Origin of the sequence: Acidovorax radicis N35 (assembly GCF_000204195.1) — a bacterium.
GTDB lineage: Bacteria > Pseudomonadota > Gammaproteobacteria > Burkholderiales > Burkholderiaceae_C > Acidovorax > Acidovorax radicis.
This window is the reverse complement of sequence record NZ_AFBG01000023.1, coordinates 1-20,736: the sequence shown is the minus strand read 5'-3', so window position 1 is coordinate 20,736 and position 20,736 is coordinate 1. Positions and strand designations below refer to the sequence as shown.

Genomic DNA, 20,736 nt, shown 5'->3' with positions numbered 1-20,736 from the left:
CATGGACGACCAAGGACTCAACGACGCCGCCATCATGCTGATGTCCCTCGGCGAGGAAGAGGCGGCCGAAGTGTTCAAGCATTTCTCGCCCAAGGAAGTGCAAAAGCTTGGCGAGACCATTGCCCGCATGCGCTCGGTGTCGCGCGACAAGGTCGATCAGGTCATCAACAAGTTCTCCAACGCGGCGGCGGCCCAGAGCCTGCTGGTGTCGGACACCGGCAACTATGTCCGCGCGGTGCTCAAGCGAGCGCTGGGGGACGACAAGGCGGGCCTGCTCATCGACCGCATCTTGCAGGGTGGGGATGTCTCGGGCATTGAAAGCCTCAAGTGGATGGACCCGCTGTCCGTGGCGGAACTGCTGCGCAACGAGCATCCCCAGATCGTCGCGGCCATCCTGGTGCATCTGGACAGCGACCAGGCGTCGGGCATTTTGATGCACCTCACCGACCGCCAGCGCAGTGAAATTCTGCTGCGCGTGGCCACGCTGGAAGGCATCCAGCCGACCGCGCTCAAGGATCTCAACGAGGTGCTGTTCAAGGTACTGGCGGGCGGTGACAAGATCCGCAAGAGTTCGCTCGGCGGTGTCAAGGCAGCGGCCGAAATCATCAACCTGCTGGGCGGCAACATGGACGCCGTGGTGCTCGAGTCCATCCGGGGCTACGACCCCGACCTGGCCCAGAAGATCATGGACAAGATGTTCGTGTTCGAAGACGTGCTCAAGCTCGACGACAAGGCGATCCAGACCGTGCTCAAGGAAGTGGCGTCCGAAACGCTCATCGTCGCGCTCAAGGGGGCGGTGCCGGAGTTGCGCGAGAAGTTCCTGTCGAACATGTCGTCGCGTGCCTCCGAGGCATTGCGCGAAGACCTCGAGTCGCGTGGCCCGATGCGGCTGTCCGAGGTCGAGGCCCAGCAAAAGGAAATCCTCAAGACCGTGCGTCGCCTGTCCGACGAGGGTCAAATCGTGATTGGATCTGGCGGTGATGATGCCTTCGTCTAGCCAGCGCTCTTATTCGCGCTTCATTCCCAGCGAGGAAGTGGGCGATTTCACGCAGTGGAAGTTTGGTGCGGTGGATGGCTCTGACCTGGTTGAGCCGGCGGAGCCGGAGCCTGTGGTGGAGATCCCGGTCGAAATTGATGAGGCTGCGCAGCAGGCACTGATTCAGCAGGCGTGTGACGACGCCTATGCCGAAGGCTTTGCCCAGGGGCAAGCCCAGACGGCGCTGGAATGGCAGCGGCGCATGGACGAATACATTGCCCAGCAAGGGCACGAAACGGCGCAGCGGTTGCAAGGCGTGGTGCAGACCCTCGATGCAAGCCTGATTGACATGCAGCAGCAGATGGCACAGCAACTGCTGGAGCTGGCCTGTGACATTGCGCGCCAGGTGGTGCGCCAGGAACTGTCCGTCAATCCCAATGCGTTGCAGCCCGTGGTGAAAGAGGCTGTGGGCATGCTCGTGACCGAAGGGCGACCTGCCATGGTTCGTCTCCACCCGGCCGACATGGAGGTCATGGCACAGCCCCTGCGCGAAGCAATCGACGCCCCGGGTGTGCAATGGATGGCCGATGCGGCGGTGCCGCCGGGCGGCTGTCTGGTCGAATCAGCCGGGACGGTGGTGGATGGCAGCCTCGACAAACGCTGGCAGCGTGCCATTGCCGCACTGGGACTCCAGTCGCCATGGGAAGAGGAGGGCGGCGATGACCGTTGAATCTCCTTCCGCCTGGACGTGCCTCATGGACGATGCGCGTGCGCGTGTTGCCGAAGGCGCGCCGCTGGAGACGCGCGGCACGCTGACCCGGCTGACGGGCCTGGTGCTGGAAGCCGTGGGCATTCGCGTGCCGGTGGGCTCGCAGTGCATGGTCCAGATGCCGGGGCACGCCCCCGTGCTGGCAGAAGTGGTGGGGTTTTCTGCCGACCGTGCATTTTTGATGCCTGCGGGAGATATCCACGGGCTCTCCAGTGGTGCCAGCGTGGTGCCCGCTGCGCCCTACGTTCCCGTGCCGCGCCTGGGTGAGCCTGCGCGGGCCATCCAGCGTGCGGGTGTGCTGCGTTTGCCAATGGGTGAAGGCCTGCTGGGTCGGGTGGTGGATGCGCAGGGTTTGCCGTTGGACCACGGTGGGCCTGTGCAGGATGTGGTGTCCGAACCCATGGGACGGCGCCAGATCAATGCCATGGACCGCGATCCCGTGCGCGAATCTTTGGACACGGGCGTGCGCGCCATCAATGCCCTGCTCACCGTGGGGCGCGGGCAGCGCCTGGGTCTGTTCGCTGGATCTGGTGTGGGCAAGAGCGTCTTGCTGGGCATGATGGCCCGCTACACGCGGGCGGATGTGATTGTGGTGGGACTCATTGGCGAGCGGGGGCGTGAGGTCAAGGAGTTTGTGGAAGACATTCTGGGCGACGACGGCCGCGCCCGCTCGGTGGTGGTGGCCGCGCCTGCCGATGCCCCGCCCCTTTTGCGCATGCAGGGTGCGGCGTATGCCACCGCCGTGGCAGAGCATTTTCGGGACAAGGGCAAGCACGTGTTGTTGCTCATGGATTCACTCACCCGCTATGCGATGGCCCAGCGCGAAATTGCGCTGGCCATCGGTGAGCCGCCCGCCACCAAGGGGTATCCGCCCTCCTGTTTTGCCAAGCTGCCTCAGCTGGTGGAGCGCAGTGGCAACGGGCTGCATGGCGTCGGTTCGATCACGGCGTTCTACACCGTGTTGTCGGAAGGGGATGACCAGCAGGACCCTATCGCGGATGCGGCGCGGGCCATTCTGGATGGGCACATCGTGCTGTCGCGGGCCCTGGCCGAGACGGGGCACTTCCCGGCCATCGACATCGAGCAGTCTGCATCCCGGGTGATGCACAACGTGGTGTCGCGGGGGCATTTTGATCTGGCGCGACGTTTTCGGGCCGTGTACTCGCGTTACCAGAAAAGCCGTGATCTGGTGCAGGTGGGTGCGTACATGAGCGGGTCAGACCCCGCCCTGGACGAGGCCATTCGCCTGCAGCCGCAGATGGCAAATTTCCTGCAGCAGGACATGTTCGAGGCAGCCTCCATGGACCAGAGCGTGGCGGGCATGGCTGCGGTGCTGGACCATTGAACGCCTTGGGTAGCGAGCCATGTCCAGCCTCAACTCCCTCGCCGTCGCTGTGGAAGTGGCTTCCCGCAAGCGGGACGACGCGCGCAAAGTGCTGCAGGACATGCTGGCTGCGCAGCAGGCGGCGTGTGCCCAGCTCGACCAGCTCGAAGACTATGCCCGTGAGACGCAGGCGCGTTGGGGCATGAAGGCCGACACGACGATGAAGCCCGAGGTGATGTACCACCACTACCAATTCATGGACCGCCTGGGCCATGCTGCGAGTGTCCAGAACACTGTGGTGGGGGAGCATGCCAACCGGGTGGAGGCAGCCAGGCGCGCCTTGCTGGAGGCAGAGCTGCGGCTGGCAAGCCTGCGCAAGGTCGTGGAAAAGCGGCGCCATGACCTGGAGTTGGCCGAAATGCGAAGAGATCAGAAACAAACCGATGAGCGGGCTGCATTGCAGTACCGCAGTGAGATTCAGGGCTCTGCGGGCCGGGAGTATTGACAATGGAACCCACAAAAATTTCTTCTTCCCAGGGCACCCAACCCGCCCACGCCGCACGTCCCCGGTCCACTGCCCAGGCCTCGGATGCGAATGCACCGGGGGCTGGAGGCTTTCTCGCACTGATGGCTGCGCTGGGCGATGTGTCCCAGGGGGATGGCGCTCCGCTGGATCTTGCGGCCTCCGTGGTGCCTGCCGACGTTGTCTCTACCGACGCTGCGAAGGGCGCGATGGACGCATCGGCCATGGCGGCATGGCAAGGTCTGCTGGTACCCGGCGCAAGCGCGCGGGTGGATGCTGCCGCGCCTGAGGGGTTTCAGGAAGGCGGCATTCTTCGTACCGGAGTGCAAAACGGATCGACCGTGGGGGCGGGTGCGCAAGGGGGGGGCGTCCAGGGTGGTTTGACTTCTATGGCGAGTTCCCTGGTCGCCACGGACGGCCTTCCACAAGGGATGGTGGCGGAAACGGCCATGCTCGACACCTCGGTGGACCTGAAGGAGGGGCTCCCTCAAGCCGGCGGGACGGCGCACGGCCGGGTTTTTTCTCGCATGCAGAGTGCGTTGTCCCAAAAGGCAGATGCCTTGGAGATGTCTACAGGGCGCTCACCGGTGGGCGGCGCCATGCTGCAGTCGCCGGGCCACCAGGGGTCGGCCTTGGCTGCGGTGCAGGCCGCCAGCGAGCGGATGGTGGTGGGTGCGCCCGCCGCTGGCGCAGCGGATCGCAGTATCGGTGGTGGGGGGGATCCTGCAGGCGGCGGCGTGGTGGCTTCCATCATGGACGGTTTGTTGTCTCCGGTGGCATCTGCACAGGGTGGTGGCGGTGCAGACGGGGGGGGGGCGCTCTGGCGAAGGGCGTTCCGGGGCTGGGGCGTGGTTCGATAGTGGGGGCGGCTCCGGGCCGGTGGAGGCTGGTTCCCTGGATGGGGGCGGCGTGTTCACAGATCCCGCCCAGGCGGGCGCTGAAGAGCAGATGACTGAGCAGGTGGCTTATTGGGTCAATCAGAAGACACAGAATGCAGAGCTCACGCTCAACCGTGACGGTCAGCCGGTGGAAGTGTCGGTATCGTTGTCTGGCAATGAAGCCCATGTCACGTTCCGCAGCGACCAGCCGCAGACCCGTGAACTGCTGGACCGCAGCATGGCACAACTGAGTGAACTGTTGCGCAGTGAGGGCCTCGTGCTTTCGGGTATGTCGGTCGGAACCTCGGCAGGACAGCGTGGAGATGCCGGGGGCTCCGAGCGCCAGAGCCAACGCGATGGAGCCCGCCAGGCGCAGGTGGTTGCCACCGCGCCCGCGGGCACAGCCTCGTTGCTGCGCGGCGGGGCTGCGGACCGCGCCGTCGATGTTTTTGTGTAAATCCAGGCGGGCAACGGGGCCGTCGGTCTGTCGCCATGCTGCATTCCTGGGCGAGGTCCCGCCACGGGGACGCTACGCTGCTGGCCGCGTGCTGATAACGTGTTGTGCCTCGCGTGGCATTTCTTCTTGCGGCGTTGTGACGAAATCCTTGCCTGGATGCCATGAAGGGCATGCGGCCACCGCGAGGCCGTGAATGGTTCCTGCGGGTGCGCGCAGAGGGCCTAGCGCAGCGAATGCCATGGTTTTGGGCTTTTATTCTGGCTATTATTGGTTGCAGCCTCGCCCAATAATGGGCCATCCGGTTTTGCCCGCCCAGGGACTGCGCGGGTACCACCCGTCCCCATAGCAAGGAATCCGCACTGTGTCAGCCAATACTCCCGCAACTCCCGCAGCGGCCCCGGCCAAAAGCAAGAAGATGCTCATCATCATCATTGGCGTTGTGGTGGCGGTGCTGGTGATTGGCGGTGGCGCGGCGGCCTGGTTCATTGCCAGCCGTTCTCATGCCGACGAGGAGGAAGGTGCTGCGCCCGCCCGCAAGGAGGCGCCCAAGGTGGCCCCCACTTTTCTGCCCATGGAAAACATGGTGGTGAACCTGGCGGACCCTGGCGGAGACCGGTTTGCCCAGATCGGCATTACCCTGGAATTGGAAGATGCCAAAACGGCGGAGCAAGTAAAGCTCTATCTGCCTTCTATACGCAGTGGCATCCTGATGTTGATTTCTCAGCGGACCTCCAGCGAATTGCTGCAGCGGGAAGGCAAGGAAAAACTGGCTGCCGACATCTTGCGTGAAGTCTCGCGCCCCCTGGGTTACACGGTTTCGACAGAGCGCCCACGGGCTGCGGCGGCCGACAAGGAGGACGACGCGCAGGAGCGGCCTTCGCGTCGGCGCACGGAGCGTAACCCGGTGCACCGTGTGCTCTTTTCCAGCTTCATCATCCAGTGACCCGGGCGAGGACCAGTCATGAGTGATTCATTTCTTTCCCAGGAAGAGGTCGATGCCCTTCTCGAAGGGGTTACTGGCGAGAGCCAGAAATCGGTCGAGGAAGTGGCGGAGGCGGGCTCTGTCCGCAATTACGACATTTCCAGCCAGGAGCGCATCGTCCGTGGACGCATGCCGACGATGGAAATCGTCAATGAACGGTTTGCGCGCAACTTCCGGATCGGGCTTTTCAACTTCATCCGCCGCAGCCCTGAAATTTCAGTGGGCACCGTGTCCGTGCAGCGTTACAGCGCTTTTCTGCGCGAGCTGGCGGTGCCCACCAATTTCAACATTGTGGCCATTCGTCCGCTGCGCGGCAGCGGACTGATCGTGTGTGAACCGTCGCTGGTGTTCGGCATCATCGACACGCTGTACGGCGGTGTGGGCAAGTTTCAGACTCGGATCGAGGGGCGGGATTTTTCACCCACAGAGCAACGGGTCATCAACCGTCTGGTGGACGTGATTTGCGCCGAATACAAAAAGGCATGGCAGGGCATCTATCCGCTGGAGCTGGAGTACCAGCGGTCTGAGATGCAGCCCCAGTTTGCCAACATTGCCACCCCCAGCGAGATTGTCGTGTCCACGGCATTTCAGTTGGAAATCGGGGATCTTTCAGGCGCAATTCATATTTGCATGCCCTATGCGACGCTGGAGCCGATCCGCGACGTGCTGTACTCGTCCACACAGGGCGACTCCATTGAGGTGGATCGCCGCTGGGTCCGTGTGCTGACACGTGAAATCCAGGCGGCCGAAGTGACCCTGGTGGCAGAACTGGCCCGTGCGGATGCCACCGTAGAGCAGTTGTTGGCCATGAAACCTGGTGATTTCATCGAGCTGGACCGTGAGCCCCGTATTCGCGCGTCGATCGGAGGGGTTCCCATTTTTGAATGCCAGTACGGAACGCACAATTCCAAGTACGCCATTCGTATCGAAGAATGCCTGCGCAATGCCGACATGAGCTGGCTGGGAGAAAAAGATGTCAACTGAAGAAGATAACAAGGATGCAGGCGCGGACGACCCATTTGCGGGTTGGGCGGAGGCACTTGAAGAGCAAAAACGCACCGACGACAAGCCCGGCGACGTGGAGCAGGGTGGTCCGTTGTCCGGTGAGCCGGTCCGTCCTTTTTCAGGCGGCGGCGATGGTACGGTCAACGATATCAACATGGTGCTGGACATACCCGTCCAGTTGTCGGTGGAGCTGGGACGCACCAAGGTGCCGATCAAGTACATCCTTCAGCTGGCCCAGGGCTCTGTCGTGGAACTCGATGCCCTCGCGGGTGAGCCAATGGACGTGCTGGTCAATGGCTATCTCATTGCACAGGGTGAGGTCGTCGTGGTGAACGACAAGTTCGGTATCCGTCTCACGGATGTGGTGACTCCTTCCGAGCGCTTGCGGCGGGTCAGTCGTGGATAGTGGCAGCATGACGCAGACGCTGGTTGTTGTTGTCCTTTTTGTCGGCGCCATGGCCTTGTTGCCGTGGCTAGTCCGTCGACTGCAGCAGCGTCACGCGGCGAGTGGTGCGGGTGTTGGTGCTGCGTCCCGGGTGTTGTCTGCGGTGGCAGTCGGACCCCATCAGCGCGTGGTCACGGTGGAGGTCGGACCGGAACATGCGAGGACCTGGCTGGTGCTGGGCGTGACGGCACAGCAGGTGAGCTGCTTGCATGTGCTTCCCGTCGGCCCTTCTGCTGTTCCCAACTCAGCTTCCAAGGCGGAACCTTCTTTTGCGCTGGAAATAGCTTCCGCAGTGAACACTCCCGGAAGTCCTGCCAATGTCTGACGTGTCACCTGTCCGTAGTGTGGTGTTGCTGGGGGCAGTGGTTGCCGTGAGTTTCTTGGTGCATGCCCCGGCCTTCGCGCAGGCGTCCGCTGGCTCCTTGCCGCTGGTGGTGGGTAGCGGGCCGTCTGGCAACAGCTACTCTGTGCCCATCCAGACACTGCTGTTCTTTACCGCGCTCTCTTTCTTGCCGGCAGTGCTGCTCATGATGACGGGCTTCACTCGGATCGTGATCGTTTTGTCGCTGCTGCGCCAGGCGCTGGGCACCCAATCGGCGCCTCCCAACCAGGTCATCATTGGGTTGTCGCTGTTTCTCACTTTTTTCGTGATGGGGCCTACGCTGGACCGTGTGTACCAGGATGCCTACGTCCCTTACACCAACAACACCATCAGTTTTGAACAGGCCCTGGAGAAGGCCGAAGCGCCTATGCGCAGCTTCATGCTCAAGCAGACTCGGCAATCCGACTTTGCCCTCTTTTCCCGCCTGGCGCGCCTCGATTCCAGTGTGACTGCGGAGACCGCGCCCTTGAGGGTGCTGGTACCGGCGTTTGTCACCAGTGAGCTGAAGTCGGCGTTTCAGATCGGGTTCATGATCTTCATTCCGTTTCTGGTCATCGACATGGTGGTGTCGAGCATTCTCATGTCTCTGGGCATGATGATGTTGTCTCCGGTGCTGGTGGCGCTGCCGTTCAAGCTCATGCTGTTTGTGTTGGCGGATGGCTGGAACTTGCTGATCGGTTCGCTGGCTGCCAGCTTTGTGCCTTAAAGGAGTTGCCAATGACTTCGCAAATGGTGCTGACGATAGGGCGCGATGCCCTGACACTGCTCCTAATGATCTCCATGCCCGTGCTCGGGGTGGTCATGGCGGTGGGGTTGATCGTGAGCATTTTTCAGGCCGTTACCCAGATCCATGAAGCGACGCTTGCTTTTGTGCCCAAGCTGATTGCCGCCATGGTCGTTTTTGCCATTGCGGGTCCTTGGATGCTCAGCACCCTGGTGGACTTTATCCGGCGGACCATCGAATCCATTCCTTCGATGATCGGCTAGTTCCATGAAAAGGGCGAGCTATGGGCGTGTTTCCCATCGCCGGATGTTCGCAGTCTCCGTTTCCGGCTGGCCCCTGAGGATCGCGTGATCACCTTCACCGAAGCCCAGCTGATGGCTTGGCTGTCTCCCATCCTGTGGCCCTTTTTGCGTGTGTTGGCCGTATTTTCAGTCGCGCCGGTGTTCTCCATGCGAACAGTCCCGATGCGCGTCAAGATCGGACTGGCGTTTCTGGTGGCACTTTGCGCGCAGGGCGTGCTGGGTGATCAACCGGTCATCAGTGTCAATGGCCGAGAGGCGTTTGGTGCCGTCGCGCAGCAGGTGGCTGTGGGGCTTGCGATCGGATTTTCAGTCCGACTGGTGTTTGCCGCTGTAGAACTGGCAGGTGAAATCATTGGCTTGCAGATGGGGTTGAATTTCGCGTCGTTCTTTGACCCGTCTTCCAATGCGCAGATCAGCGCCGTTGCGCGCTTTTTTGGGCATATGGCGACGCTGCTTTTTGTGGTTATCAACGGCCATCTGTTGATTCTGATGGCGGTGGTGAAAAGTTTCGACCGCTTTCCGGTCAATGGCAACTTTCTGCAGGCGCTGGGGCAAATGCGCCTTTATGAGCTGGGCTCTTCGCTGTTTTCCAGCGCGCTGTGGATCGCGCTGCCCATGATTGCGCTTCTGCTGTTTGTCAATTTGACGCTCGGCATCATTTCGCGTGTCGCGCCTCAAATGAACATCTATGCGGTGGGTTTCCCTGTGACACTGACCGTGGGGATGCTGGGCATTGTGGCCACGCTGCCCCTTTTGGAGCAACCCGTACTGGCACTCATGCAGCAGGCAGTCGATCTGTTTGCCGCTCAGAGATAGAGCGTTAGGGAGCCTGGGCGCGGAGTCAGACCAGCTGGTTCCGGATGGCGTAGACGGTGAGTTCTGCGTTGTTGGAAAGTTTGAGTTTTTCCAGGACCCGGGAACGGTACACGCTCACCGTCTTCGGGCTCAGCATCAATTCCTCTGCGATGTCCGACAGCCTGCGGCCGGATGCTATCTTGACCAGTGTCTGCAGTTCCCGCTCGGACAGCGCCGTGTGCGGCGCTTCCGGCGTAGGCTGGGCCAGGCTGTCCGCCAGCATCTGCGCAACTTCTGCCGTGAGGTACTTGCGCCCCTGCATGACGGTCCGCACGGCGGCAATCAACTCGACGGGGTCTCCGGCCTTGTTGGCATAGCCCTGAGCGCCAGCCTTCAGGCAGCGCAGGGCGTACTGGTCTTCTGGATACATGGAGACCACCAGCACCTTGATGGTGGAGTGGGTTTCACGCAAGCTGGTGAGCACTTCCAAGCCGCTGCGACCCGGCATGTTCAAGTCCAGCAGCAGGACATCGCAGGGGGCGGAGCGCAGCACCTCGCGCAGCTCGGAATATCCTCCAGCCTCGCCCGTCACCTGGATGTCGGGTGCGTCGGCCAGCGTGTCGCGTATTCCCCGCCGCAAGACGGCATGGTCGTCGCACAGGACCACATGAATCACTGCGCATCTCCTGAGGCTGGTGGTGTAGGGTGCGATGTTAGCGGTATGGACAGGATCACGGAGGTGCCATGACCGGGACGGCTGCTGATATCCAGCCACCCTCCCACGGTCTTGGCGCGTTCATGCAGGCCTTTAAGCCCGAAGGCTTTGGGTTTTTCCAGCATGGCTGGGTCGATGCCCTGGCCGTCGTCGGTCACTTCCAGCGTCAGCACGTCCTCCGTGTCGGAGAGATCAATGTGTACCGTTTTTGGGTGCGCGTGTTTGGCGATGTTGGTCAACGCTTCCTGCGCCGTGCGATAGGCAACCAGCTGGATATCTGCGGCTGCCTGGATGGTTTCGCTGCTGCTTACAACACGGGCTGGAATGCCGGAGCGGCGTTCAAATCCGGCGGCAAGCCACTGCACCGCTGCGACCAGCCCTTGTTCAAGAATGGGGGGGCGCAGATTCATCATGATGCGCTGGCTGGCCCCGATGGCGTGCTGCAGCATTTCCGTCGCAGACGCCGCGTGTTCCTGCATCTCTGGGTTGGCACTGTGGCGCCCAATCCACGCCACATCGAACCTCACGGCGGTCAACGCGCCGCCAATGTCGTCGTGTATTTCGCGAGCAATCGACGCGCGCTCCTGTTCGATCGATGTCTGCAGATGCTCCGTCAGATCCGCCAATCTGCGCTCGGAGGCTTCGAGTTGCGCAACAGCCCGTTCGCGCGCCTGCCGGGCTTCGTGAACCTCCAGAGCGCGAGCGATGACGTGGGGCAGGCGTTGAAGGTCGTCCTTGAGCAGATAGTCGGCAATACCCAGGCGGATCGCGTCCACAGCCGCCGCCTCGCCGATGGCCCCCGAAAGAAGCACAAAGGGTGGGTGGTGCGGCTTTTGCACCACATGCGCCCATGCGTCCAGCGCAGTGAAGCCGGGCAGCCGGTAATCTGCCAAGATGATGTCGAACGGCTGGGTGTCCGTCAGTCGCTGGAAATCGGGAAGTGAGTCCACCTGACGGAGGTGGCAGTGGAGCCCAGACCGTCGCAGGGTCAATGCGGTCAACTCATGATCCGCCAGTGAATCTTCAAGATGCAGGATGCTGAGGGTCTGGTCTGGTGCTATGGTGACCATAGGAGCGCTATCATAGGATACAAATTGGAACAAACAAGGGTGTTTGTCCGATTGGGATGGTTTCCGCGTCAGCGTCCAATGGGTGCTGGCACGAGGGTGCACAAGGGCTTTGGGCCATTGTGCGGGTGTCGTAGTCCTGTGTTTTTGCGTGCTTTGCTGCTGCGTGCCGCGATGGAGAAACGATGCAATCTACGCTAACAACGTCTGGAGGACCTGCTGTCCAGGTTCCCGTCATGGTGGCGGCAGAACTGCAGGATTCGTTGCTGGTCGTTATGCATGACCTGCATCGCCTGGAAGGACTGCTTAACCATGCAACCGACAACCTGCTGGAACGCTTCGGAGAGGCGAATGCCGTGCTAACGGATGCCGCTGTTGCAGATTCCCCTGAGCTGGTGGCCGCCCGTGCAGCACTGCGGAGTGCTGTGACCGAGTTGCAGTTTCAGGACATGGCATCCCAGTTGATCTGGCACACGACCAAAGTGCTGCAAGGATGCGCTTTCCGCCTTGCCTCCGAGGCCATGGGCAACGAAGATGGTGAAGAAGCCGCCCCCTTTGCGGAGATGGCGCCCGACCGGCCCAATCCCGTCACGCAGAGCGAGATGGATGCGGGTTCTGTGGACCTGTTCTGACCCTCACATCACTGGTTCACCTATATATTCAAGTCAGTTGGAGCCTTACATGCAATCGATCCTTGCCGTAGATGATTCACCGTCCATGCGAAAAATGGTGTCGTTCACTCTCACGGGTGCCGGCTATCACGTCGTGGAGGCAGTGGATGGGCAGGATGCCCTGGAAAAGGCCGAGAGCCACAACATTGATCTCGTGCTGGCAGACCAGAACATGCCTCGGCTGGACGGGATTGGACTCACGCGAAAACTGCGTGAAAACCCAAAATTCAAGACCATTCCGATTCTGATTCTCACTACCGAGTCCAGCGATCAGATGAAGCAGGCGGGGCGGACCGCAGGGGCCACGGGCTGGCTCGTCAAACCCTTTGATCCTAATCGCCTGATCGAAGTTATCCAGAAAGTGATCCGCTGAGCCGGTTGTCCAGGATCACCAAGTACACAGGAGCCCACGATGGCGGAAACCTACCAAGAAGGATCGGGTGCAGGCGCTGACTTCGACCTGAGCCAGTTCTATCAGATCTTTTTCGAGGAAGCGGGCGAAAACCTGGACCAGATGGAGCAGATGCTTCTGGACCTGGATTTGAGTAGCGCCAACGACGAAGAACTCAATGGCATCTTCCGGTGTGCCCATTCGATCAAGGGTGGTTCGGCCACTTTTGGGTTCTCGGATGTTGCCGAACTGACCCACCAGATGGAGTCTCTTTTGGATCGGTTGCGCCGCCATGAACTGCAGCCCATCCCCCAGATGGTGGACGTGCTGCTGGAATCTGCCGATGCTTCCCGCAGCCTGTTGGCCCGCCATCAGGCGGGTGGACAGGGTGATGCTGTGTCCACCACTTCACTGGTCCGTCGCATCAGTGAGCTTGCTGCGGGGCAGGTACCCGGTGATGCCCCCGCTGTGGCTCCAACGCCGTCGCCTGCGGCACCTTCACCAGCACCCCAGGTTGCTGCGCCCGCGCCCGCACCGAAGGTGATTGCGCCGGCGGTGGCAGGCCAAGCGCGGATGCTGGAGATTCAGATTGGCCCGTTGGACCGATTGGAGCAGGCGGACGCCATCAAGGAGCTGTTCCGGGATATCCCTGGCCTCGGGGCTATTCGTGACATAGAAAGTCAACAGGCAAATACGCGGCTCTTCGCGGTGGAAACCACCTCCACCAACGACGACCTTCTCGACCTGTTTGCCTTTCATGTGGCCAAGGAGCAAGTGTTGATTCGCGATGCTGGGGGGGCAGCGCCAGCCCAATCGCTTGATGAGGATGAAGAAGTTGCACTCGCAGCCGGTGCTGCTGGGGGTGAAGCCTACGGATTCTTCAGTGACGCGCCTGGTGCGCCACGTGCTGAGGCACCTCAGGCGGCTGCACATGCCCCCGCGCAAGCCTCCAAGGCGGTGGTGGCGCCGAAGGCCAGTGAGCCTAAGGTCGCCATGCAGGCACAAATGGAGTCCACAACGATTCGCGTCGATGTGAAAAAGGTCGATCAGCTGATCAATCTGGTGGGTGAACTGGTGATCACCCAGGCAATGCTGGCCCAAAACAGCCGCGGGTTGGATGCGGGTGCTTATCAACAGCTGCTGGCGGGACTGGCCGACCTGGATCGCAATACTCGCGATCTTCAGGAGTCGGTCATGTCGATCCGCATGATTCCGATGTCGATTGTTTTTAGCCGTTTCCCCCGCATGCTACGGGACTTGGCCAACAAGCTGGGCAAGAAGGTTGAACTGGTGACGCTGGGCGAAGCCACCGAACTGGACAAAGGTTTGGTCGAGAAGATCACGGACCCGCTGACTCACCTGGTGCGCAACAGTTGCGACCACGGGATCGAGATGCCGGCAGACCGATTGGCCAAAGGCAAATCCGAGCATGGAACCATCACGTTGTCGGCCTCTCACCAGGGCGGCTCGATCGTGATTGAGGTGCGCGACGATGGCCGTGGACTCTCGCGCGAAAAAATCCTCAGCAAAGCACAAGAACGTGGCATTGAAGTGTCCGAGCAGATGAGCGACGCCGAAGTCTGGCAGTTGATCTTTGCCCCCGGTTTCTCTACCGCGGATGAGGTGACCGACGTGTCGGGGCGTGGTGTGGGTATGGATGTGGTCAAGCGCAACATTGCTGCGCTCAACGGCTCGGTTGAAATCGATTCCGCTGAAGGTTACGGGATGAAGGTCTCTGTGCGCTTGCCGCTGACGCTGGCCATCATGGATGGCATGTCCGTGGGAGTGAGCGATGAGGTTTACATTCTTCCGCTGTCTTCGGTGGTGGAGTCTTTCCAGGTCAACGCAGACGATGTGAGCACCGTGGCCCAGGGCTCGCAACTGGTGAAAGTGCGCGACGAGTACATGCCTGTGATCGCACTGGAGAAAATTTTCCAGGTGCCGCGTTTCGACCCAAACAAATCCAGCAACATCATGGTGGTTGTGGAGGCAGATGGCAGCCGTGTGGCGCTGTTGGTCGACGAGTTGCTGGGCCAGCACCAGGTAGTCGTCAAGAACCTTGAGTCGAACTACCGCAAGGTCCCCAACGTATCCGGGGCCACCATCTTGGGCGACGGCACGGTTGCGCTCATTCTGGACACCGGTGGCTTGGTGCGACGGGCGCGCCACTAGATTTAAGCGGCTGTGCCCGAGAGGGGCATGGCGCTGTCACGAAAGGAGAATGCACCATGAGTGTGATGGGTAAAACTGCAGAAGCGGTGCCAACGGGCACCCGTGAATATCTGACGTTCCGCCTCGACCAGGAAGAGTACGGCATCGACATCCTGAAAGTGCAGGAAATCCGTGGCTATGAGCCGCCGACACGGATTGCGAACGCTCCCAATTTCATCAAGGGTGTCGTCAATCTGCGTGGGACCATCGTGCCCATTGTCGATATGCGCCTCAAGTTCAACTGCGCGCAGGCCGACTACAACAGCTTCACGGTGGTCATCATCTTGAACCTCCGTAACCGGGTGGTTGGAATCGTGGTGGACTCCGTCAGCGACGTCATGGAACTGACACCAGAGAGCATCCGCTCGGCACCAGATATTGAAAGTGCCATCGACAACAGTTGCATTCTCGGACTTGGATCGGTGGGGGAGCGAATGCTGATTCTGCTGGACATCGAAAAGCTCATGTCCGGTGTAGACATGGGGCTGGTGACTGCCAACGAGTAGGACGCCTCCGTCGCTAACGTGGTGGAACCGTCACCTGCCAGTTTGCGGGTGTGGCTTGCAGATCTCTAGGAGCGAACAGGATTTCCCGTCGGACGATCAATATGGCCCCAACCACCAGTGCCTCTTCTGCAGCCCGGCCCACTATCGGCAGGGTGGACCCCGCGTATGCCGCTGCGGCGGCCCCGTCGGGGCCGCTGGCTCAGGGGCGTGAATTTGTCTGGACCAACGCAGATTTTGCGCGGGTCCAGGCATTGATCTATCAGCGGGCGGGGATCAGCTTGCACGACGGCAAGCATGCCATGGTGTACAGCCGGCTTTCACGCCGCTTGCGGGATACGGGGCACAGCAGTTTTCATGACTATCTGGGATGGTTGGAGACGCACGACGGCCCGGAGTGGCAGGAGTTCATCAATGCGCTCACTACCAACCTCACGGCATTTTTCCGCGAGCAGCATCACTTCGAAATTTTTGCTTCACACCTGCGGGGCAAGCCGTCTGCCGGCTGGAAGGTTTGGTGCAACGCGGCGTCCACCGGAGAAGAGCCTTATTCGATTGTCATGACGGCATTCGAGGCGCTGGGGGCCAACGCTTCGTTCAAGCTCACTGCCAGTGATATTGATTCCCGTGTCTTGGCGACTGCGGCGCAAGGTGTCTATCGTCTTGACAGCCTCAAGGGCTTGAGCCCGGAGCGGTTGCAGAAGTTTTTCCTGCGTGGGAAGGGTGGCAATCTCGGCATGGTGCGGGCCAAGCCGGAGCTGCGACGCGCGATTGATTTCATGAGCGTGAATCTCATCCGGGACGATTGGCCGTTCAAAGAACCCTTTGATGTGGTTTTTTGCCGCAACGTGATGATCTACTTTGATGCTCCTACGCAGAGGCGTGTGCTAGAGCGGATTCACCGGGTCTTGAAACCTGGGGGCATGCTGTTTGTGGGACATGCCGAAAACTTTAGCGAGTCCAGAGACCTGTTTACGCTGCGTGGCAAAACCGTGTACGAGCGCCGCTGACCTGCCATGTTGCCTCGCACCTAGCCCCATGACCAATATTCCTTCAGGATCATCTCTTCCCCCGGCCGCAGCTTCTCCAGGCTCGTCCGAACGGCGACGTGCCCCGCGCATTGCGCCATTGAGTGCGGACATCTATTCCGCAGGGACTGGACCTGCACGGGAGTCTTCGCTGCAGGAGCTCAAAACACGCAGCCGCAAGCCTGGGGAGGCATCTTTTTTCTATCTGGACCATCATTTCCAGCACAACGCTGTGAAAGTCCTCCCTGGTGAGTATTTTGTCGGTGACGAGAACATGATCATCATGACCGTGTTGGGGTCGTGTATTGCCGCCTGTCTTTGGGACAGCCGCGCGCACGTGGGTGGGATGAACCACTTCATGCTGCCCGACGGTGATGTTGCGGATGCGTCAGGGCGTTATGGCTCGTATGCCATGGAATTGCTGATCAACGAGATGCTCAAGCTGGGGGCCCGTCGCGAAACCATGCAGGCCAAGATTTTTGGGGGCGCGCAGGTGATGCACAACTTCACGACCATGAATGTCGGAGAGCGCAACACCAATTTTGTTTTGAACTACCTGCATACGGAGCGTATTCCCATCGTCTCCGAGGATGTCCTGGATATTTATCCGCGCAAGGTGGTTTTTTTCCCTATCACAGGGAAAGCCATGGTGAAGCGATTGGCGCATGCACACCCCGAAGCCTTGGTGGCCCAGGAAGTGCGCGGCAATGCAGCCACTGTGGCAAAGACTACCTCGGGCGGTTCTGTTGATCTGTTTTGAGGAAGGCGTGAGTTAATGAGCAGGAAAATCCGGGTGATCGTGGTGGACGATTCGGCGTTGGTCCGCAGTCTGCTGTCCGAGATCATCAACCGGCAGCGGGACATGGAGTGCATCGGCACCGCCAATGATCCCTTGGTGGCGCGCGAGATGATCCGCGAGCTCAATCCCGATGTCATCACATTGGATGTTGAGATGCCTCGCATGGATGGCATCGACTTTCTGGGGCGTTTGATGCGCTTGCGCCCGATGCCTGTGGTGATGATTTCCACGCTGACGGAGCGGGGCGCTGAGGTGACGATGAAGGCCCTGGAGCTGGGTGCCGTCGATTTTGTAGCCAAGCCCCGTGTTGGCTTGGCCAGCGGCCTCAATGATCTTGCGGCTCAGATCGTGGATAAGATCCGCGTGGCTGCGGTGGCCCAGGTTCGCCGCGCGCCTGCGCGTGAAAACACGCCTTCCGGCGGTGCGGGAGGATCGGCTGGAGTGGCAGCAGCGCCCACCGCGTCAGCGCTTCTGGGCCGCTTGTCCACCGAAAAGCTGATCTGCATCGGTGCGTCCACGGGTGGCACGGAGGCTATCAAGGAGGTGTTGGTGCAGATGCCTGCGGATTCGCCAGCGATCGTCATCACTCAGCACATGCCCCCAGGGTTCACCACCAGCTTCGCGGCTCGGCTGAATGGTCTTTGCCAGATCACGGTCAAGGAGGCGGTGAATGGCGAGCGCATCTTGCCTGGCCATGCCTATATTGCCCCGGGTGGTACTCAGTTTCATGTGGCCCGCAGTGGCGCCAATTATGTAGCGGTGGTGGATGACGGCCCACCCGTGAACCGCCACAAGCCTTCGGTAGAAGTGTTGTTCAAATCGGCCGCAGCTGTAGTCGGACGCAACGCGTTCGGCATCATGCTCACCGGTATGGGAAACGATGGGGCCGCTGCGATGCGGGAAATGAAGGACGCTGGTAGCTACAACTATGTGCAGGATGAGGCGACCTGCATCGTTTTTGGTATGCCGCGTGAAGCGATTGCCCATGGTGCTGCCGACGAAGTTCTGCCGCTGGGGCAAATTGCGTCGGCATTGATCGCACGCCTGCGTGGTGCTACAGACCGGCTGCACCATCGAATCTGATGGGGTAACTGGCATAGCTGGCATGCGCAGACCGGATGCTTCCGGCGATTGCGCAGCCTTGGTGTTGCCCCGGTGTCGGCTGGTTTATGCGGCCAGGGCTGTCCAGCGCTCCAGAGCCGTCATCAACGCTTCCTCTATCTCGCCAGCCCGTGCGGTCATGGCTGTGGCCTTTGCAGGATCGGTGCTGTACAGCCTTCCATCGGCCAAGGCCGCTTGCAGTTCTTGCTGTTCTGATTCCAATGCCGCTATTTGCGCGGGAAGTTGATCAAGCTCGCGCTGCTCTTTGTAACTTAGCTTCTTTTTTGATAGCTGCTCAGGCCTATTAAATAAGCCCTGGGCCGTATTTTCATTCAAATTTTCTCTGTCAGCCTTCTTGGTGGTGGGCGCGGACGCGTTGAGGGCCCTGCTGCGCTTGGATTGCACCAGCCAGTCCTGTACGCCCCCTTCGTACTCGCGCCACAAGCCGTCGCCTTCAAATGCGATCGTGCTGGTGACCACGTTGTCGAGAAATGTCCGGTCGTGGCTGACGAGGAACACGGTACCTTCGTAGTTTTCCAGTAGCTCTTCCAGGAGATCCAGCGTGTCGATGTCGAGATCGTTGGTGGGTTCGTCCAGCACCAGGACATTCGCAGGGCGGGCGAACAGCCGTGCCAGCAACAGACGATTGCGTTCGCCACCTGATAGGGAGCGGACCGGGGAATGCGCCCGGGCAGGAGAGAACAGGAAATCACTCAGATAGCTTTTGACGTGCTTGCGCTGGTTGCCTATTTCGATCCATTCGCTGCCCGGGCTGATGAAGTCTTCCAGGGTGGCATCCAGATTGACGGCGTGGCGCATCTGATCGAAATAAGCAACCTGCAGGTTAGCCCCTTGGCGGATGGTTCCCTCGTCAGGTGCCAACTCGCCCAGGATCATTTTGAGCAGTGTGGTCTTCCCTGCGCCATTGGGGCCAATCAGTCCTACTTTGTCCCCGCGCAAGATGGTTCCGGTGAAATTGCGAACGATGGTCTTGTCGCCGAACGACTTGCTGACTCCCGTCAGCTCCGCGACGATCTTTCCCTGATATCCGTTGGAGCCACCGGTCGCCACATCCATGCGAACGCTGCCGACCACTTCGCGGCGTGCTTCGCGGCGCGCACGCAAATGCTCCAGGCGGCTGATGCGGCTCTGGCTGCGAGTGCGGCGCGCTTCGACGCCGCGGCGTATCCAGACTTCTTCCTGCGCCAAAAGCTTGTCGGCTTTGGCGGAAATGACGGCCTCCTGCGCTAGCTGGTCTTCCTTTTGCAGCTGATACTGCGCGAAGTTACCGGGGTAGGATCGCAATTGACCTCGGTCCAGCTCAACGATGCGGGTGGCGACGCGATCGAGGAATGATCGATCATGGGTGATGGTGACAACGCTGCCCGGAAAATCGAGCAGAAGGTCCTCCAACCATTCGATTGAATCGAGATCCAGATGGTTGGTGGGTTCGTCGAGCAGCAGTACATCGGGACGAGCCACCAGCGCCTGTGCCAGTGCGACACGTTTCTTGGTTCCACCCGACAGCGTCCCGATGACAGCGTCGGGATCAAGGTGCAGCCGCTGCAGGGTCTCCTCTACCCGCTGCTCCCAGTTCCAGGCATCGTACGCTTCGATTTCGGATTGCAGGGCATCCAGGTCAAGCCCTTCCGCGCCCGACAGATACTGATCGCGGATTGCGATAATCCGCTGCAGTCCTTCAGAAGCAGATTTGAAGATGGTGGCCGTAGCGTCCAGCGATGGCTCCTGGGCCACAAAGGCAATTCGCACGCCTTGTTGGACCTGTAGCGAGCCGTCGTCCGGCTTTGCAAGACCGCCGAGGATTTTGAGAAGCGAGGATTTGCCTGCACCGTTGCGACCGATCAGTCCAACGCGTTCTGCAGTCTCCAGGGAAAAGCCGGCGTGGTCCAGCAATGCAACGTGCCCAAATGCGAGTTGGGCGTCCAGTAGGGTGATAAGTGCCATAAGGGCTGGATTATCGGGGCGAGAGGCTGCGCAGCTCTCCGTTGCCTCTGTTGGACTGGTTCTGGTCGCCCTCTGTTGGCGAGAGTCTCTGCTAATTTCTGTCCTATATATAGATAGCGGTGCAGCTACGCGACAAGTGGCCGCAGCTTGCTGCGCGTAGTGGGCTGACGTGCAGACCCCTGTTCGGGGCGAGTGAGGCTTCCTAGAAATTTCCTCCCATCTTTCTGTTGCCCCTAAAACTAATGCTATAGTCGAGGGCTTCGCTACTGAGGCGGTTCTGCAGAAATGCAGGGAGCTGGTGGTTCGGGTGGTGATGGGGCTGAGGCCTTGTTGCTGCAGGGGCTGAGAAGGTGGTGAAGAAAGTTTGGTTTTGAGTTGTGGGTGGTGTAAAAACCGGTATATAATTCAAGGCTTCGCTGAGTAGAGCAAGGTGTTGCAAGACGCTGAGTTTGAAAGGTGATGAAGACGAAAAAGTTTTCAAAAGTTTGACAGTTCTTCAAAAACTGTGCTAGAATTCAAGGCTCAGCTGATCGCAGCTAAGTCGGGAAAACAAAGAAAGACTTCGGTCTTTGTGAGTGATCCGGTTCATTAAAAATATACAGCCGATAAGCGTGGGCGTTTGATGGCGAGTGCCAAGTTCTTTGGAACTAGTGCTTAGCACTACAAACGCTCATGAGAGAGAAGTGAAGTTCACTTCAATTCTTAATTATGAGTTGCTCGAAA

At 60.1% G+C, this 20,736-nt stretch carries 23 protein-coding genes; 20 read left to right on the top strand and 3 right to left on the bottom strand.

Annotated elements, in window-relative coordinates:
• Position 1 precedes the first annotated feature (1 nt).
• The 13 genes from fliG (at position 2) to fliR (ending at position 9,583) form a co-directional block, all read left to right on the top strand.
• Entirely contained in the window at positions 2-997 is a 996-nt protein-coding gene (gene fliG, locus ARADN35_RS0121920; protein ID WP_010466039.1) for a flagellar motor switch protein FliG, read from the top strand.
• Positions 981-1,706: a FliH/SctL family protein gene (locus tag ARADN35_RS0121915; RefSeq protein ID WP_029414290.1), complete on the top strand. Its 726-nt coding sequence runs from the start codon at positions 981-983 to the stop codon at positions 1,704-1,706. Before fliG ends, ARADN35_RS0121915 begins: the two co-directional genes overlap by 17 nt.
• The gene (fliI, locus tag ARADN35_RS0121910) at positions 1,696-3,090 is read left to right on the top strand and encodes a flagellar protein export ATPase FliI (RefSeq protein ID WP_029414289.1); all 1,395 of its coding nucleotides are present in this window, start codon (positions 1,696-1,698) and stop codon (positions 3,088-3,090) included. Before ARADN35_RS0121915 ends, fliI begins: the two co-directional genes overlap by 11 nt.
• A 19-nt stretch (positions 3,091-3,109) precedes the next feature.
• A complete protein-coding gene (gene fliJ, locus ARADN35_RS0121905; RefSeq protein WP_010466034.1) occupies positions 3,110-3,574 on the top strand; it encodes a flagellar export protein FliJ in 465 nt (154 codons plus the stop codon).
• A 2-nt stretch (positions 3,575-3,576) separates the two neighbouring features.
• Positions 3,577-4,452 carry a hypothetical protein gene (locus tag ARADN35_RS28615; RefSeq protein WP_139019229.1) on the top strand — a complete coding sequence of 292 codons (876 nt, stop codon included), beginning with the start codon at positions 3,577-3,579 and terminating at the stop codon, positions 4,450-4,452.
• Between the two features lie 49 nt (positions 4,453-4,501).
• Complete coding sequence (gene fliK, locus ARADN35_RS28610; RefSeq protein WP_010466030.1) at positions 4,502-4,927, top strand: flagellar hook-length control protein FliK; 426 nt, start codon at positions 4,502-4,504, stop codon at positions 4,925-4,927.
• Positions 4,928-5,342: 415 nt separating this feature from the next.
• Complete coding sequence (locus ARADN35_RS0121890) at positions 5,343-5,870, top strand: flagellar basal body-associated FliL family protein (RefSeq protein WP_010466028.1); 528 nt, start codon at positions 5,343-5,345, stop codon at positions 5,868-5,870.
• 18 nt (positions 5,871-5,888) lie between these two features.
• On the top strand, positions 5,889-6,893 hold the full coding sequence (gene fliM / locus ARADN35_RS0121885; protein ID WP_010466026.1) for a flagellar motor switch protein FliM: 1,005 nt from the start codon (positions 5,889-5,891) through the stop codon (positions 6,891-6,893).
• Positions 6,883-7,320, top strand: coding sequence for a flagellar motor switch protein FliN (gene fliN, locus ARADN35_RS0121880; protein WP_010466023.1), 438 nt, complete (start codon positions 6,883-6,885; stop codon positions 7,318-7,320). Before fliM ends, fliN begins: the two co-directional genes overlap by 11 nt.
• A gap of 7 nt (positions 7,321-7,327) precedes the next feature.
• Positions 7,328-7,684, top strand: a complete 357-nt coding sequence (locus ARADN35_RS27555) for a FliO/MopB family protein (protein ID WP_081474695.1) — start codon at positions 7,328-7,330, stop codon at positions 7,682-7,684.
• Entirely contained in the window at positions 7,677-8,447 is a 771-nt protein-coding gene (fliP, locus tag ARADN35_RS0121875; RefSeq protein WP_010466020.1) for a flagellar type III secretion system pore protein FliP, read from the top strand. The genes ARADN35_RS27555 and fliP overlap by 8 nt, the downstream gene beginning before the upstream one ends.
• Before the next feature lie 11 nt (positions 8,448-8,458).
• Positions 8,459-8,728 (top strand): flagellar biosynthesis protein FliQ, encoded by a 270-nt coding sequence (gene fliQ / locus ARADN35_RS0121870; protein ID WP_010466018.1) that lies wholly within the window; start codon positions 8,459-8,461, stop codon positions 8,726-8,728.
• Between the two features lie 84 nt (positions 8,729-8,812).
• Positions 8,813-9,583, top strand: a complete 771-nt coding sequence (fliR, locus tag ARADN35_RS0121865) for a flagellar biosynthetic protein FliR (protein ID WP_010466016.1) — start codon at positions 8,813-8,815, stop codon at positions 9,581-9,583.
• A 25-nt stretch (positions 9,584-9,608) separates the two neighbouring features.
• Here the strand turns inward: fliR and ARADN35_RS0121860 are convergent, their stop codons facing one another.
• On the bottom strand, positions 9,609-10,238 hold the full coding sequence (locus tag ARADN35_RS0121860; protein WP_010466014.1) for a response regulator: 630 nt from the start codon (positions 10,236-10,238) through the stop codon (positions 9,609-9,611).
• Complete coding sequence (locus ARADN35_RS0121855; protein ID WP_010466011.1) at positions 10,235-11,347, bottom strand: hybrid sensor histidine kinase/response regulator; 1,113 nt, start codon at positions 11,345-11,347, stop codon at positions 10,235-10,237. The genes ARADN35_RS0121860 and ARADN35_RS0121855 overlap by 4 nt, the downstream gene beginning before the upstream one ends.
• 182 nt (positions 11,348-11,529) lie before the next feature.
• Between ARADN35_RS0121855 and ARADN35_RS0121850 the strand changes: the two genes are divergently transcribed.
• The 7 genes from ARADN35_RS0121850 to ARADN35_RS0121820 all read left to right on the top strand — a co-directional run bounded on the left by ARADN35_RS0121850 (position 11,530) and on the right by ARADN35_RS0121820 (position 18,030).
• On the top strand, positions 11,530-11,976 hold the full coding sequence (locus tag ARADN35_RS0121850) for a hypothetical protein (protein WP_010466010.1): 447 nt from the start codon (positions 11,530-11,532) through the stop codon (positions 11,974-11,976).
• 49 nt (positions 11,977-12,025) lie between these two features.
• Positions 12,026-12,388: a response regulator gene (locus tag ARADN35_RS0121845; protein WP_010466008.1), complete on the top strand. Its 363-nt coding sequence runs from the start codon at positions 12,026-12,028 to the stop codon at positions 12,386-12,388.
• A 39-nt stretch (positions 12,389-12,427) separates the two neighbouring features.
• Entirely contained in the window at positions 12,428-14,578 is a 2,151-nt protein-coding gene (locus ARADN35_RS0121840) for a chemotaxis protein CheW (RefSeq protein WP_010466007.1), read from the top strand.
• Positions 14,579-14,634: 56 nt separating this feature from the next.
• A complete protein-coding gene (locus ARADN35_RS0121835; protein WP_010466005.1) occupies positions 14,635-15,123 on the top strand; it encodes a chemotaxis protein CheW in 489 nt (162 codons plus the stop codon).
• Between the two features lie 101 nt (positions 15,124-15,224).
• Entirely contained in the window at positions 15,225-16,130 is a 906-nt protein-coding gene (locus tag ARADN35_RS0121830) for a CheR family methyltransferase (protein ID WP_010466003.1), read from the top strand.
• A gap of 28 nt (positions 16,131-16,158) precedes the next feature.
• Positions 16,159-16,908 carry a chemoreceptor glutamine deamidase CheD gene (gene cheD, locus ARADN35_RS0121825; RefSeq protein ID WP_029414287.1) on the top strand — a complete coding sequence of 250 codons (750 nt, stop codon included), beginning with the start codon at positions 16,159-16,161 and terminating at the stop codon, positions 16,906-16,908.
• Between the two features lie 15 nt (positions 16,909-16,923).
• Positions 16,924-18,030 (top strand): protein-glutamate methylesterase/protein-glutamine glutaminase, encoded by a 1,107-nt coding sequence (locus ARADN35_RS0121820; protein ID WP_010465997.1) that lies wholly within the window; start codon positions 16,924-16,926, stop codon positions 18,028-18,030.
• Positions 18,031-18,114: 84 nt separating this feature from the next.
• Here the strand turns inward: ARADN35_RS0121820 and ARADN35_RS0121815 are convergent, their stop codons facing one another.
• Complete coding sequence (locus tag ARADN35_RS0121815) at positions 18,115-20,013, bottom strand: ATP-binding cassette domain-containing protein (protein ID WP_010465995.1); 1,899 nt, start codon at positions 20,011-20,013, stop codon at positions 18,115-18,117.
• Positions 20,014-20,736 lie beyond the last annotated feature (723 nt).

What these genes read in the sequence shown, in the direction of transcription:
- fliN (WP_010466023.1), top strand. Translation starts at nt 6,883, where the DNA reads ATGTCAACTGAAGAAGATAACAAGGATGCAGGCGCGGACGACCCATTT.
- ARADN35_RS0121850 (WP_010466010.1), top strand. Translation starts at nt 11,530, where the DNA reads ATGCAATCTACGCTAACAACGTCTGGAGGACCTGCTGTCCAGGTTCCC.
- fliG (WP_010466039.1), top strand. Translation starts at nt 2, where the DNA reads ATGGACGACCAAGGACTCAACGACGCCGCCATCATGCTGATGTCCCTC.
- ARADN35_RS0121815 (WP_010465995.1), bottom strand. Translation starts at nt 20,013, where the DNA reads ATGGCACTTATCACCCTACTGGACGCCCAACTCGCATTTGGGCACGTT.
- ARADN35_RS0121845 (WP_010466008.1), top strand. Translation starts at nt 12,026, where the DNA reads ATGCAATCGATCCTTGCCGTAGATGATTCACCGTCCATGCGAAAAATG.
- ARADN35_RS0121830 (WP_010466003.1), top strand. Translation starts at nt 15,225, where the DNA reads ATGGCCCCAACCACCAGTGCCTCTTCTGCAGCCCGGCCCACTATCGGC.
- ARADN35_RS0121835 (WP_010466005.1), top strand. Translation starts at nt 14,635, where the DNA reads ATGAGTGTGATGGGTAAAACTGCAGAAGCGGTGCCAACGGGCACCCGT.
- fliJ (WP_010466034.1), top strand. Translation starts at nt 3,110, where the DNA reads ATGTCCAGCCTCAACTCCCTCGCCGTCGCTGTGGAAGTGGCTTCCCGC.
- ARADN35_RS0121820 (WP_010465997.1), top strand. Translation starts at nt 16,924, where the DNA reads ATGAGCAGGAAAATCCGGGTGATCGTGGTGGACGATTCGGCGTTGGTC.
- ARADN35_RS27555 (WP_081474695.1), top strand. Translation starts at nt 7,328, where the DNA reads ATGACGCAGACGCTGGTTGTTGTTGTCCTTTTTGTCGGCGCCATGGCC.
- ARADN35_RS0121840 (WP_010466007.1), top strand. Translation starts at nt 12,428, where the DNA reads ATGGCGGAAACCTACCAAGAAGGATCGGGTGCAGGCGCTGACTTCGAC.
- ARADN35_RS0121890 (WP_010466028.1), top strand. Translation starts at nt 5,343, where the DNA reads ATGCTCATCATCATCATTGGCGTTGTGGTGGCGGTGCTGGTGATTGGC.
- ARADN35_RS0121855 (WP_010466011.1), bottom strand. Translation starts at nt 11,347, where the DNA reads ATGGTCACCATAGCACCAGACCAGACCCTCAGCATCCTGCATCTTGAA.
- fliP (WP_010466020.1), top strand. Translation starts at nt 7,677, where the DNA reads ATGTCTGACGTGTCACCTGTCCGTAGTGTGGTGTTGCTGGGGGCAGTG.
- fliM (WP_010466026.1), top strand. Translation starts at nt 5,889, where the DNA reads ATGAGTGATTCATTTCTTTCCCAGGAAGAGGTCGATGCCCTTCTCGAA.
- cheD (WP_029414287.1), top strand. Translation starts at nt 16,159, where the DNA reads ATGACCAATATTCCTTCAGGATCATCTCTTCCCCCGGCCGCAGCTTCT.
- fliI (WP_029414289.1), top strand. Translation starts at nt 1,696, where the DNA reads ATGACCGTTGAATCTCCTTCCGCCTGGACGTGCCTCATGGACGATGCG.
- fliQ (WP_010466018.1), top strand. Translation starts at nt 8,459, where the DNA reads ATGACTTCGCAAATGGTGCTGACGATAGGGCGCGATGCCCTGACACTG.
- ARADN35_RS28615 (WP_139019229.1), top strand. Translation starts at nt 3,577, where the DNA reads ATGGAACCCACAAAAATTTCTTCTTCCCAGGGCACCCAACCCGCCCAC.
- ARADN35_RS0121915 (WP_029414290.1), top strand. Translation starts at nt 981, where the DNA reads ATGATGCCTTCGTCTAGCCAGCGCTCTTATTCGCGCTTCATTCCCAGC.